This is a genomic window from Shewanella sp. MF05960 (assembly GCF_050849305.1).
Taxonomy (GTDB): Bacteria; Pseudomonadota; Gammaproteobacteria; order Enterobacterales; family Shewanellaceae; genus Shewanella.
Map to the genome: position 1 here is coordinate 383,221 of NZ_JBOZPS010000001.1, position 13,262 is coordinate 396,482.

At 43.7% G+C, this 13,262-nt stretch carries 11 protein-coding genes; 5 read left to right on the forward strand and 6 right to left on the reverse strand.

Annotation, left to right across the window (positions count from 1 at the left end; translation table 11 throughout):
- Window positions 1–169: 169 nt before the first annotated feature.
- Window positions 170–4,393, forward strand: a complete 4,224-nt coding sequence (gene fdhF / locus ACROAE_RS01670; RefSeq protein ID WP_432399188.1) for a formate dehydrogenase subunit alpha — start codon at window positions 170–172, stop codon at window positions 4,391–4,393.
- 89 nt (window positions 4,394–4,482) lie between these two features.
- On the opposite strand, the gene ACROAE_RS01675 is transcribed toward fdhF, so the two are convergent.
- A complete protein-coding gene (locus ACROAE_RS01675) occupies window positions 4,483–4,704 on the reverse strand; it encodes a hypothetical protein (protein ID WP_432399189.1) in 222 nt (73 codons plus the stop codon).
- 241 nt (window positions 4,705–4,945) lie between these two features.
- Here ACROAE_RS01675 and ACROAE_RS01680 point away from each other — a divergent pair, with 241 nt between their 5' ends.
- Window positions 4,946–5,788, forward strand: a complete 843-nt coding sequence (locus ACROAE_RS01680; protein ID WP_432399190.1) for a sulfotransferase domain-containing protein — start codon at window positions 4,946–4,948, stop codon at window positions 5,786–5,788.
- 112 nt (window positions 5,789–5,900) lie between these two features.
- On the opposite strand, the gene lgt is transcribed toward ACROAE_RS01680, so the two are convergent.
- Window positions 5,901–6,677, reverse strand: coding sequence for a prolipoprotein diacylglyceryl transferase (lgt, locus tag ACROAE_RS01685; RefSeq protein ID WP_432399191.1), 777 nt, complete (start codon window positions 6,675–6,677; stop codon window positions 5,901–5,903).
- A gap of 194 nt (window positions 6,678–6,871) precedes the next feature.
- Between lgt and ACROAE_RS01690 the strand changes: the two genes are divergently transcribed.
- The gene (locus ACROAE_RS01690; RefSeq protein ID WP_432399192.1) at window positions 6,872–7,714 is read left to right on the forward strand and encodes a pseudouridine synthase family protein; all 843 of its coding nucleotides are present in this window, start codon (window positions 6,872–6,874) and stop codon (window positions 7,712–7,714) included.
- A gap of 56 nt (window positions 7,715–7,770) precedes the next feature.
- A complete protein-coding gene (locus tag ACROAE_RS01695) occupies window positions 7,771–8,490 on the forward strand; it encodes a DUF2057 domain-containing protein (protein ID WP_432399193.1) in 720 nt (239 codons plus the stop codon).
- Window positions 8,491–8,592: 102 nt separating this feature from the next.
- On the opposite strand, the gene ybaK is transcribed toward ACROAE_RS01695, so the two are convergent.
- Entirely contained in the window at window positions 8,593–9,060 is a 468-nt protein-coding gene (ybaK, locus tag ACROAE_RS01700; protein ID WP_432399194.1) for a Cys-tRNA(Pro) deacylase, read from the reverse strand.
- Between the two features lie 10 nt (window positions 9,061–9,070).
- Window positions 9,071–10,033: a TDT family transporter gene (locus tag ACROAE_RS01705; protein WP_432399195.1), complete on the reverse strand. Its 963-nt coding sequence runs from the start codon at window positions 10,031–10,033 to the stop codon at window positions 9,071–9,073.
- Between the two features lie 138 nt (window positions 10,034–10,171).
- Here ACROAE_RS01705 and ACROAE_RS01710 point away from each other — a divergent pair, with 138 nt between their 5' ends.
- The gene (locus tag ACROAE_RS01710; protein ID WP_432399196.1) at window positions 10,172–11,074 is read left to right on the forward strand and encodes a LysR substrate-binding domain-containing protein; all 903 of its coding nucleotides are present in this window, start codon (window positions 10,172–10,174) and stop codon (window positions 11,072–11,074) included.
- 649 nt (window positions 11,075–11,723) lie between these two features.
- Here ACROAE_RS01710 and ACROAE_RS01715 read toward each other — a convergent pair.
- On the reverse strand, window positions 11,724–12,230 hold the full coding sequence (locus ACROAE_RS01715) for a hypothetical protein (protein WP_432399197.1): 507 nt from the start codon (window positions 12,228–12,230) through the stop codon (window positions 11,724–11,726).
- A gap of 129 nt (window positions 12,231–12,359) precedes the next feature.
- The gene (locus tag ACROAE_RS01720) at window positions 12,360–12,638 is read right to left on the reverse strand and encodes a hypothetical protein (RefSeq protein ID WP_432399198.1); all 279 of its coding nucleotides are present in this window, start codon (window positions 12,636–12,638) and stop codon (window positions 12,360–12,362) included.
- Window positions 12,639–13,262: the final 624 nt, after the last annotated feature.

A 13,262-nucleotide genomic window follows, 5' to 3' on the forward strand; every position in this document is an offset into this window, starting at 1 on the left:
ACTGAAATTATTGAAGGCGAGAGATGTAACTGTAATAAATGTTCCACAATAAACGTCCTCCTCGCGTAACACTCCAATTCAGCAGCTGTACCTTAATAAAGTCCTTCTCGTTCGCTCCCAAAAGGCATGAAGACTTAACCAATAACTCAAAAATTTAACAGGCCTTGTAATGATTGATATCACCATAGACGGCATTTCCTTATCACTGCCTCAAGCAGATAGCTTACTCAAAGCTGCCATCAGCGCTGGCATTAACATTCCGAGCCTATGTGACTTCTCCCACAATCAAGCCAAGCAACACTGTAATTTGTGCCAGGTGCAAATCAAAAATAACGATGGAAGTTTACGCTGTGTTCGAGCCTGTGAAACCCCACTCGAAACAGGCTTAGATGTGATTACCCAATCGAGTGAATTGAGTAAAATACGCAAACAAGCGCTCAAAGATATTCTCAGCGACCACTTTGCCGACTGTGAAGCGCCTTGCCAAACCGCCTGTCCTGCTGGGGTTGATGTGCAGTCTTATCTTTATCATATTGGCAGAGGCGATCATAAAGAAGCAGTAAAAGTCATTAAACAAACCCTGCCTTTACCGCTATCGATTGGCCGTGTTTGCCCTGCCTTTTGTGAAGCTGAGTGTCGCCGCGGCCTAGTCGATGAACCTGTCGCCATTAGGCAGCTAAAGCGTCATGCTGCAGACCTAGACTTACACGACCTAGAGTCTTATGTACCGCCAAAAGCGCCTGCGACCAATAAGCGCATTGCCATCATTGGTAGTGGTCCTGCTGGCTTAACCGCCGGATATTATCTGTCAAACAATGGCCACGATGTCACCATCATGGAATCGGCCCCTAAAGCTGGTGGATGGTTACGTTATGGTATTCCGGAGTACCGCTTACCCAAAGATATTCTAGATAAAGAAATTGAGCTCCTCACCCGTAATGGGCTTAAGATTAAAACGGATTATGCATTGGGCCGCGACACTAACTTAACCGAGTTAGTCGCTAACTATGATGCGGTTTGTCTTGCCATTGGCGCACAAAAAGCCGTCCCCATGAATTACCCAGGCAGCGATTTAGCCGGCTGTTACTTGGGCGTCGATTACTTACGTGATTATTGCACCCATAAAAAAATGATTACGGGTAAAAAAGTGGCGGTGATTGGTGGCGGCAATACCGCAATTGATTGCGCCCGTACCGCACTAAGAGATGGCGCCGATGTCACCTTAATTTATCGCCGTGGCCGCGATGAAATGCCCGCAGAACCTTACGAAATTCACGAGGCAGAAGTGGAAGGGGTTAAGTTTCACTTTCTTACCAACCCCATTGAAAACCACAGCGACAGTCGAGGCCGTGTCAACGCTGTCACTTTTGAAAAAATGGCTCTGGGCGAGCCAGATGCATCGGGTAGACGCTCACCAAAAGCCACTGGCGAAACCTTTAAAGAGGCCTTCGACACCGTGATCCCTGCGGTATCTCAACAGGTCGATTTAGATTTTTTAGATCAGCCCGAAAATCAAATAGACACAGGTCACTTAGCCCTCACCCGTTGGCATACATTCTTGGGGTGCGAACAAACCATGTCTGCTGGGGTTGAGAAACTGTTTGTGATTGGTGATTCACGCACCGGCCCTGGCACGGCTGTAGCCGCGGTTGCCGATGGCCGCAAAGCCGCCGAAGCCATTGAAGGTTTACTCAAAGAAGGCTTAACGTGTCATTTAGAACCGGGGCTATTTAACGCTCGCAAAGCCAATAAAACGGCGTCATTAGCCACTAACACCTATCCAGTGTTGTATCCCAATCCCCCTAAACGCCCCCGTTTAAAAATGCCTGAGCTACACCAATTAAACCGCGCACTTAATTTTGCCGAGGTAGAACTCGGTTTCATTCCCGATGAAGCAATGCAAGAAGCCATGCGGTGTTTAGAATGTGCCTGCCAAGCCAATACCGATTGTAAGTTACGCGACTATGCCACCGAATATAAAGTCGATGGCAACACTCTTGAGCAAACTCACGCACGCAAATTTCACGTTGATAATAGCGCCCCCTTTATTACTTTCGACGCTAACAGATGTATCAGCTGTGGAGCTTGTGTTGAAGCGTGTCATCAACAAAGTGGCCATAACGTGATTAACTTTGCGCCCAATAGCTATCAAGCGCTCCCAGATGCAGCAGGTACGATTGATAGTCGCCGAAATGCACCGCGTGTCGGCTTTAGCGCATCAATGAACGACAGCGATTGTGTTCAGTGCGGCAATTGCGTACAAGTGTGCCCAACGGGCGCATTAGTCGATGCCAGAGATAAAACCCAAGGCACGCACAGGGAGCTGATAAAAACCTCAACAGTGTGTACTTATTGTGGCGTCGGTTGCCGAGTCGAGCTGCATGTAGACCCAAGTAAAAACCGCGTGGTACGCATCACCGGCGACAGCAACTCATTAGTCAATGAAGGTATGTTATGCGTAAAAGGTCGCTCCGGTTTTGATTTTTTAAACAGCACTAAACGCCTTACTACACCGTTAATCCGTAAAAATGGCCAGTTACAGCCGGCAAGCTGGAGCGAAGCAATTAATTATATTACCGAGCAACTTAAACCGATAAAAGAGGCCGCTGGGCCAAGTAAATTTGCGGCGTTATCTTCAGCAAAATGCACCAATGAAGAGAACTATTTAATGCAAAAATTTACCCGCAGCATTATGGGTACTAACAACATAGATCATTGCGCAAGATTGTGTCATTCATCAACGGTTGCAGGCTTATCCGATACGATTGGCGGCGGTGCAATGACCAATGATATTCCCAGTATTAAACAGTCTGATGTTATTTTTATTATCGGCTCCGATACTACCAGCGCCCACCCTATTATTGCCTCTCACATTAAGCGCGCGGTTAGCCAACATGGCGCACGTTTAATCGTCGCAGACCCTAAAAAAACAGCCATTGCTGACAGTGCAAAACTCTACGTGTCTCACCGTCCCGGTACAGACGTTATGCTACTTAATGCCATCATGCAGCAAATCATCCTTAATGATTGGCAAGACACCAACTACATAAATCAACGAGTTGAAGATTATGAGTTACTCAAACAAGAAGTGCTCAAGCCAGATTACAACTTAAGCAATGCGGCATTAATCACAGGTGTAAGTGCTGAAGACATCGCCGCAATGGCAAAAATGATTGGCACCGCAACTAAAACCGCCTTGTATTACGCCATGGGAATAACCCAACATACGTCTGGTTATGACAACGTGGTGTCCACCTCTAATTTACAATTACTGTGTGGCAACATCGGCGTGATTGGCGCTGGTATAAATCCGCTTCGCGGCCAAAGTAATGTTCAAGGTGCGTGTGATATGGGCGCACTACCCAATTATTACCCGGGTTATCAAAAAGTCGACAATCCAGATAATAGCGCTAAATTTGCTGCGGCCTGGGGTAACACTTCACTGGCTAGTGAACCCGGATATACCGCAACAGAAATCATGCACGCGATTGTCGAGGGTAAACTCGAGGCATTATATGTATTAGGCGAAAACCCTGTACTGAGCGACCCAGATCAGGCTCATGTCATTGCAGCGCTGTCTAAAATCAAATTTATGGTAGTACAAGACATCTTTTTAACTGAAACGGCGCAAATGGCACACGTGGTTCTGCCCGCCACCGCTTTTGCTGAAAAAGAGGGGCATTTCACTAATACCGAACGCCGAGTACAACAGCTACGCGTAGCCTTAACTCCACCGGGTGACGCGAAAGTCGACTGGCAAATAATCCAAATGATAGCCAATAAGTTAGGCGCTAACTGGCATTACCAAAATGCGAAAGACATTTGGCAGGAAATTAACCAGGTTACACCGCAGTATCAAGGCTTAACATGGCAACGACTTGAGCAAAAAGTTGATGGACTACAGTGGCCCTGCTTCGATGAAACTCATCCAGGTACAGCCGTGTTACATACCGAGAAGTTTTTACGCGGCCAAGGCCGAATGATACCCGCAAGCTATCGCTTACCCGCCGAAATGCCAGACAGTGAGTATCCATTAATACTGTCAACGGGACGTTTGCTAGAGCAATTCCATACCGGCACCATGACCCGTAAAACGCCAGAATTGGATATTAAAGGGTCGCCAAGAGTAATGATTTCGGTGTATGACGCTGAGCAACTCGGCGTCAATAATGGCGACATGTTAACCCTCACAACGCGCAGAGGCACCATCGACATCGCCGCATTTGTCACTAAACGCGCGCAAGTAGGCGTGTTGTTTTTACCTTTCCACTTTGCTGAGTCTGCCGCTAACAAACTGACGATTAATGCATTAGATCCCATTGCAAAAATCCCAGAATATAAGGTGTGTTCAGTTAAAGCGGAAAAGTCACAACAAACGCTTACAGTGGCATAGTGTTAATTATGAACGAAAAATGCCTCGTCCTAATTAGACGAGGCATTTTGTATCACGTTACCGTTAATCATTATGTAAACGATTAGCGACTATCCATTAACCGTTGTTGGCGTGAGCTCGATATCTTTTTTAAGCACAAGCACAACAAGGTAAACCAAACCTAAAATAGGCACTATCGATAACCCTGCACCAATCACACCGGCTAAAACCGGCGATTGTGTTTTACGACGACCTAAGTAATAACAAATACAGCCCATCACTAATGCAAAAACAATAATCAACTGGCCGACCAAGGTTGCATTAACATCCATTTACCCTGTCCTTATTAACGGTTCGATATAACGCCATAACGTTCATCATTTAAACGTATTTAACAACAATGTTACATCCATATATTACTCACAGTAAAGTGGAGTATTATTTTTCGCTAAATAAGCGATAGTATCGGCACGGTTAACTCTTACCCGTTACGCACTAAACTTGCCATTTTGCTGAATTATCGGTAGTTTTAACCACATTGAAAGACGTAAAAATAACAACAAAGGATTACGAATGGGAAACATACTTTGGGTGGCCTCTTACCCTAAATCGGGTAACACTTGGGTACGCGCTTTTTTAGAGAACTACATTCAAAATCAAGATCAGCCTATTGATATTAATACCATGCACACCATATCTACTGCAGAATCGGCCGCGCATCGTTATCAAGCTTATTTACCTAAAGATAAATCCGCAACAACCGAACTGACGTTAGAAGAAGTCAGTGCAATTCGCCCTCAAGTGCAAGCAGATATTGCGCATCAGGCTCAAGGGACCACCTTTGTAAAAACCCACAACTATTTAGGCGAATATAACGGCCAACCGTTACATAACTCCACGGTCACTTCGGGCGCTATTTATGTTGTGCGTAATCCACTTGATGTGGTTATTTCAATGGCCAATTACTTTGATTACACCATCGATGAAGCCATTGCCTACATGGCAGAAGAAATGACAGGTACCCCAAACGAGGCAGCGCATGTGCCACAAATTATCACCTCGTGGTCGATGCACGTATCGAGCTGGACAAGCGACGATACCTCAAAGCTCATTTTACGTTATGAAGACATGCTAGATGACCCTAAAAAAGTCTTCCGCAAAGTTGAGTCGTTTTTAGGCTTAAAGAAAGATCCTGCAAGGCTTAAAAATGCCATTAAGCACTCATCATTTGCGCAATTAAAAGCTCAGGAAGCCAAACGTGGATTTGTTGAAAAGCATGAAAATGCTAATGCTTTCTTTAGGAAAGGCGGTAAGCATCAATGGCAATCAAAGCTCACACCAGAACAGGTAAAAAGCATTGTCGATACCCATTATGAGCAAATGAAGCGCTTTAAGTACTTACCCGCTGGGATGTAACTTTCCCACATTAAAACAGCCACATATACCCATAAAAACGTCCTATTGCTACTGCACTAGGACGTTTTTATTGGCTGTAATGACAGCGGTATTGATTAACGGTAAATAATGGTTAGCTCTGTTTACGATAAGCCATCACTAACAGCACAACACCCGTCAGTAAAAATGGCAAACTTAACCACTGGCCAGCACTTAACATCGACTCATGGTAAGCCGCCTGGCTGACCTTAACGCTTTCAATCGCAATACGTGCACTAAATACAGACACTAAAAACACCCCAAAAATCGCACCGTGTTTTTGTTTCATGTTGGTGTATTTATAAATAGCGTATAAGCCAATAAAAATTAAGAGATAAGCAAGCGACTCATACAACTGCGCCGGGTGACGCGGCAGCATATCTATTCGTTTAAAAATAATGCCCCAAGGTTGAGTGGTTGGCTCACCTAGAATTTCAGAGTTTGCAAAGTTGGCCATACGCACAAAAAAGCCAAAGATGGCTGTAGAAATGGCTAGGCGATCAAGCAAAAATAAAAACGGTAATTTCACCTGACGTTGGTAATAATACAGCGCCAAAATGGCACCTAAACCGCCGCCATGGCTGGCTAAGCCGCCTTCCCAAATGGCCAGGATTTTCAGCGGATTAGCAAAATAATATCCAGGGTCATAAAAAACACAGTGCGCTAAACGCGCGCCAACAATAATACCCACCACACAATAGACTAAGAAGTTATCGAGGGACTCAACATCCAATCCTTCTTTTTTAAACATGTGCTTTAATACTTGAAAGCCTGTGGCAATCGCTAAGGCGAAAAGAGCACCATACCAATGTACGGTTAAACCCATAAACGAGACTAATATAGGATTAAAATCCCAGACGATGTGTTCCAAATCACCTACTCCAAAGTAAAACCGTATTTTATCGCATTATGCTAAAACAACTTTATGCCAGATGATACAGAGATACGTCATCTAAAAGAAAGTTTCATCAACCTTAAAGCAGGTTAATTAACATTGAACGACCAAATAAGGTAACATTTACCCTTATTAATTACAGATACATTGCATTGTTAGAGCTAACCCAAATGATGGCCGATAAAACCGAATTCCATATTGATGTACTTGAGCACAGTACTGATGCCATTAATCTGCTGGCACAAGCAAGTGGTTTAGGTAAGCAAGTGTTAAAAGATGCCATGCAAAAAGGCGCGATTTGGCATACTCACGGCAAACAAACTAATCGAATTCGTCGTGCTAAAAAGCCCTTACAACCCGGCGATAAGCTGCACCTTTATTACAATCAGCATATTCTCAATGAACAGATAGCACCTGCAGAGCTGTTGTTTGATGAAACTGACTACAGTGTGTGGTACAAGCCTTACGGTATGCGCTGCCAAGGGTCAAAGTGGAGCGACCACACCACAATGAATCGCTTTGCTGAGTTAAACATGCAGCCACAGCGTAATGCCTTTATTATTCATCGCCTTGACCGCGCCGCTACTGGATTATTAATTCTGGGGCACAGTAAAAAAGCCACTGCGGCTATCGCTAAATTATTTGAAACTCGCGCATTAGAAAAACACTACCAGGTGATTGTTCATGGTAAATTCTCTAGTGAAACGCTGCAAATTGATACGCCTGTAGACAACAAGCCTGCGCTGTCTCATGCAAAATTAGTCACCTATCATTCAGGGCTTAATCAATCTAAAGTGCAAGTCAAAATTGATACTGGTCGTAAGCATCAAATTCGCATTCATATGGCCAGTTTAGGCCATCCGGTGGTGGGCGACCGATTACACGGCGCTGCAGACGATAGCGCGCCAGATCTTAAATTAACCTCATGCTATTTCAACTTTGTTTGTCCATTAAGCGGCAAACAAAAAACCTTTGAATTACCTGAACGCTATCGACCTCAATTTGCTGACTAACAGTCGTTATAGCAAGGTTAAACCCAATCAACTGGTTTCTACAATAGGATATACATATGTGTTTATTCATCCGTTTCGTACTCAGCTTAAGCGCATTAACTCTGTGCCAAAGCAGTTTTTCTGCCAGCTTACAGCTACCTAACAATGCCAATACGGTATTAGTGAATGGTGTCGCGACTGATCAGCAACAAGTCACGTTAGACATCAATACCCCACAGGGATTACAGCAAATAGCCTTTCGCTATCATGCCCGCTTTAGAGATCAAGGCAGCCAGCATAGCTTTAGCTCAGATGTAATTATTGTACGTTTTGCCGCGAGTGAACAAACCTACCAGTTATCACTGCCCAGCATTCGCACACAAAGCCGTGCTACACAGTTTAATGACTCACCCACACTGACATTAACCGACCAGGCTGGCATCGCGGTTGAATTCACTCAAGACAAGCTAATGAAAAAAGGTTTACAGATTGGCCGAGATTTTGAACAAGAAATCACAAAATATAATGCCGCCGCCAACCCAGCTTCATGGAATGCTAATAAAGTCACTGCAACGGTAGCTGCGCCCGAAGTGTTTAGCTCGCCAGCCAATTCAGTGGTCACTACAGCGCCAGTCACGTTAGCCATAACCGATGTTCAATCTGAAGGTGCCGGCCCAGTTATAAGCGACAGCGTAGAGCAGCCAAACCAGGCCGAAGTGTCTAACATGCTCGATTACTGGTACCAAAAAGCAACCCCACAAACTCAAGCTGAGTTTAAGGCCAGAATAAATCAGTAGTTAGCTATTTATTGAAGGTGTAAACGAACCAAGCGATAACTGACAGTAACAACAATAAAATCAATGAAAGCGATATACCCACTGGGGTATATCGCTTTTTTATTAGGCGCAAATATCGGCAAATGTCGCATTAAGCAGGCGTTGTAAATCATCAGGTTTAAGCGAAATATCTAACCCTCTTTTACCGGCACTGACATAAATGCGCTCAAACTGCTGCGCTGAAGCGTCAATCACTGTCGCTAAGCGTCTTTTTTGCCCTAACGGACTAACGCCACCAAGCACATAACCACTTGAACGCTCAACCGCTGCCGCCTCTGCCATATGAGCTTTTTTAGCGCCCGCCGCTTTAGCCATTAATTTCATGCTCAACATCGAAGACACTGGCACCACAGCGACCGCAAGCGTTTGATTATCAAGACTCACCACTAAGGTTTTAAATACCTGCTCGGCTGGTAAAGCCAATTTTTGCGCAGCCTCCAGGCCATACGACTCGTTACTGGCATCATGTTGATACTCGTGCACCTTAAAATCAATCTTGTGCTTTTTTGCCATATCAATTGCTGGAGTCATAACCGCTCACTTATGCTGAAACTAATTTTCTAGGCTGATAAAAATGTAAATAACGCACACAAACATAACTGACAACCGCAGTCGCAACAACTAATTCAAACTCAGCTAAACCTCGCACCTGGGCAATATATTCAGCGCCAACATCCATGCTTTGCATCCAAGCTTCCACTTTAAACAACGCCGTGGCCCCAATCACCATCGGGAAGGTAAATGCAGCATAACCAGGACTAAACGGTAAACGCATCAGTTTGAAAAATGATAAATAAATAATGCTGGTCATCAACACGCCAATGCCAAATAGCAACCCAATAATCACTGGCGAAGGCTGCGAGCTAATGGTTAAGTAGCCTGCTAACGATAAACTTGCTGGTGCGGCTAAAACGGCTAATGTCGGCTTAGCCGCATCAGGGATTTGCTCAGTAAAAATAAGTCGATAAATCATCATGGGTAACATCACGGCATAACTCAGCATGCCAAAAATCAACGCGCTATCGGCTATCCACAATAAATGCGCATTTCCTGAAAAAGACACATCAGCGACCACAATTCCAATTGGCGGAATAAACCAGCTTGGCACCATGTCGGTTAAGTTAAAATGTTGGCTACGATGATAAATAAATCCGACTAAAAAGCTGATGTGCAATATGACCGCAAAAGACCACAGCAAGTCACCCGCTAGCGCAGAAAAATGCCCCAATGAGTTAGACACTACCATTAATGCCATCGCAAAAGTCGGCACTACACTGCCCACCACCGGATGCGCAACATCCTGGCGCAGCAGATCATGATGCAATACAAACTTACTGGCTAATACCAGTAACAGTACACTGGCAATAGCGGCACTAATCCATTGGCCATAGTGCTGTAAATCCACGGCGTTTTCCCAACTCCAACCTAAACTGGCTATGCCTAACGCTAGCCCAGCCATGGGTGTAGGTACACCAACAATTTTACGCTTTACTCTGTTTACCATGACAACCTCAGCAGCTCTATTCGAGTCATGCAGTCATATTACGCTTGCACTTTGTTTATATATATCCAATTATATAAAACATACGTTCATAAAAACTAAACGCATATCTCACTCATCATTATTCACTAAGTCATTATTATGAACATCTCACTGAAACAACTTAATGTGTTTAGCAGTATCACCCAGCACAACACCTTAACGGCCGCAGCCGAAGCCTTGTATTTGTCTAAGGCGGCAGTGAGCATGGCGCTCGCTGAATTAGAAAAGCAGCTAGGCCATCCGCTATTTGACCGGGTCAATAACCGATTAATTCTCAATCAAGAAGGTCACAAGTTATTACCACTTGCTGATGAGCTACTTAGTAGAGCAAATAACATCAGCCAATTGTTTGATGAAGACCACGCTTTTTCGGGTCAATTGAAAATAGGTGCCAGCGACACCTTAGGTAATCATGTAGTGCCCGGGTTGCTGAGCCAATTTAGGCAACAATCACAACATTTTTCGCAAAGCGTGGTGATTTCAAATTCACGGTTAATTTGCCAAAAGCTGCTCGACTACGAGCTAGACATTGGCCTTATTGAAGGTAAAAGCCATCATCCGGAGTTAATCGCCAGCCAGTTTAGTCACGACCAAATGTGCATCATTGCAGCGCCTCATTTATCTATAAGCCAACAAACACCCTGTACATTTAACAATTTAGAACACAGTGAATGGGTATTACGTGAGGCAGGCTCTGGCTCGAGAGAGTTTTTCTTACGCACTCTTGCACCGCACATTAAGGCATGGCATGAGGTGTTTGAGCTCAATACCACTGAAGCGCTCATTAACAGTGTCGCGGCAGGATTAGGTTTAGGGTGCTTATCGACGTTAGCCGCGCAGTACGCCATTAACGATGGCCGAGTCACTCAACTGCAATTACCCCACAGTATCGATACGCTCAATATGCAACGCCCTTTTTGGCTAGTGGTGCACAAAGACAAGTACCACAGCCCATTGTTAAAAAGCTTTATCGCGTTTTGCCATCAATGGGATAATACATAAAGAGGTTGTTTGCTGAGTACTCGTTCTATTATTTAAGGCCTGAGTTGAATTTGGACATTTGAACACTAAGACTAAGACTAAGACTAAGACTAAAACCAACTCGTTTTAGGCCAAAACTTGTTAACCCCCTTCTTGTCGTCCCGGCAATGCTGTTGAGCCGGGATCCAGGTGTTTGTACTTATTGCCTTCGGCCACTAACGCTTAAGAGCGCAAGGTTCCACCCTTCACGGGTCAAATACGACATCATTCCGGCAATGTTTTTGAGCCGGAATCCAGGTGTTTGTACTTATTGCCTCCGGCCACTAACGCTTAAGATCGCAAGGTTCCACCCTACACGGGTCAAATACGGCGTCATTCCGGCAATGTTTTTGAGCCGGAATCCAGGTGTTTGCTTGTTGCTTTTATGGCCTGCGGCCACTAACGTCGTGGCGCTTCGCCCACACCAGACCAAGAGGAAATCAACGGCTGTTCCCTCTTTACTCTTTATAAAAGAATTGGCCCAGCCGCCATTGTAATCATATCAAACAGCGCGTTTTCGCGAGCTGTTATTTACAAAATAAAGAGTCACTCTTATGTGTTCGGGCTTATTCAACATTTGGAATTAGGACGCGGCTTCACACGGCATATCCTTATTTGTTAGGCATACCGTTTATCCATTGCAAACCTTATGATACTTCAATGGAAGCGGCTTAACCAAATTAGTAGTTTTACTTATACCGTATATCTCAGCTTTACACACTGTAGGTCTTGGAGATTGTAAAACTCCAGATAATTGAATTTGATAATCAAAATTAGTCTCGGGAGTAAATGTTACAATTACGGAACATTGTTTAGCTATTCCTGCAATAGAGTGTAAAAGCAAAGATATTGGTTCATTAGCTTTAACATTAACACCTTTAGAATTGAATTCAGACACCATCGGGTTGCCTTCGTCTAAAACCATAAAACGAGTATCAGGTTTAGAAGAGTCTCCATTGCACTTTCTATCATTACTAACCTCATAAATATAGGTAGTTGAACCTAATATTGGTGTTTCTAGCTGTCTTTTAATTATAACTTGAGGGGAATTAGCTTCCATTGATGCAACGTAATCTTTCATCATTGCACAACCTGAAAGAATTAATAGTGAAATTATTAAAGAAATTTTGATGTACAACAGTAGTCTCCTTGAATGCCTAACGCCCAAATAATGGGCAAATATCAGTTGGTTAAAATAAGCGACGCAGGAGCAAAAACCAACTGTTATTTGTCCTGATTAATTTGCTTGTTAGGTACAATTTGCACCTTAACCACCTGACTTTAATATAATTAACACAAGTTGTACTAGTAAAAGATAATGTACTGAAGAAAATATTGTGCCAACAACATTCAGTTTTTTGCTGTAACCCCAGAATCTAAAACCCATAATTTTAATCATCGGTTTAAAAATGAAGCCAAATGTAAAATATGTATGACTTGAGACTATATCAGGTTTTGATTGAAGCTCTTGACGAAGAATCAGTTCATAAATAACTGCAACTATAAAATAAGCTAAAGTAGATGCTTCCAATGCCGAAATTTCCATTTGTACCTAATAGCTTATTAAAAAGCCAAATAAATTTAAAGTCGGCCGTTTAAGTTATTGATTAATATCATCCTACATTTACTATCTTATTGATGTAAAGCAGTTTTATTTAACTCCACAGACCAATAAAAGCGAGCTTGCGCGTTAAAAGTGGACCCTATATTCGACAAAAATCAAAAAGGCATTCATTTCAATGTGTTACAAAACAAACAAATTATTCATCGTACTACTTTAGTTTACTTATTATCCGATATTTTTAAGTCAGTTAAGATATGCAGTTTGACGCTGGGCGTAGCGCCACGACGTGAGTGGTCACAGGCCATGAATACATAACGACCAAACAACAAAAACAAACACCTGGATCCCGGCTCAAAACCATTGCCGGGACGACGAGAAAGTAGCTAACAAGCTTCTGTCGGATAGGCGACACCTGTTACCAAGTGCCGCCCTCCTAAGAACCGTACGTGCAACTTTCACTGCATACGGCTCAAGCCTCAGCTAAGGCGTGTTCTGTTACCCAGCACCCTATATCGCAGCCAAGACGGGTTCGAACCATGAGTTTCTACCTTCCTTTGCCCGCTTGCGCGTACCTAAGTAAGCTGCATATTCGGGGTCGTAAGGTGT

What these genes read in the sequence shown, in the direction of transcription:
- fdhF (WP_432399188.1), top strand. Translation starts at nt 170, where the DNA reads ATGATTGATATCACCATAGACGGCATTTCCTTATCACTGCCTCAAGCA.
- ybaK (WP_432399194.1), bottom strand. Translation starts at nt 9,060, where the DNA reads ATGACTCCAGCAATTGATATGGCAAAAAAGCACAAGATTGATTTTAAG.
- ACROAE_RS01705 (WP_432399195.1), bottom strand. Translation starts at nt 10,033, where the DNA reads ATGGTAAACAGAGTAAAGCGTAAAATTGTTGGTGTACCTACACCCATG.
- ACROAE_RS01710 (WP_432399196.1), top strand. Translation starts at nt 10,172, where the DNA reads ATGAACATCTCACTGAAACAACTTAATGTGTTTAGCAGTATCACCCAG.
- ACROAE_RS01675 (WP_432399189.1), bottom strand. Translation starts at nt 4,704, where the DNA reads ATGGATGTTAATGCAACCTTGGTCGGCCAGTTGATTATTGTTTTTGCA.
- ACROAE_RS01690 (WP_432399192.1), top strand. Translation starts at nt 6,872, where the DNA reads ATGATGGCCGATAAAACCGAATTCCATATTGATGTACTTGAGCACAGT.
- ACROAE_RS01720 (WP_432399198.1), bottom strand. Translation starts at nt 12,638, where the DNA reads ATGGAAATTTCGGCATTGGAAGCATCTACTTTAGCTTATTTTATAGTT.
- ACROAE_RS01695 (WP_432399193.1), top strand. Translation starts at nt 7,771, where the DNA reads ATGTGTTTATTCATCCGTTTCGTACTCAGCTTAAGCGCATTAACTCTG.
- ACROAE_RS01680 (WP_432399190.1), top strand. Translation starts at nt 4,946, where the DNA reads ATGGGAAACATACTTTGGGTGGCCTCTTACCCTAAATCGGGTAACACT.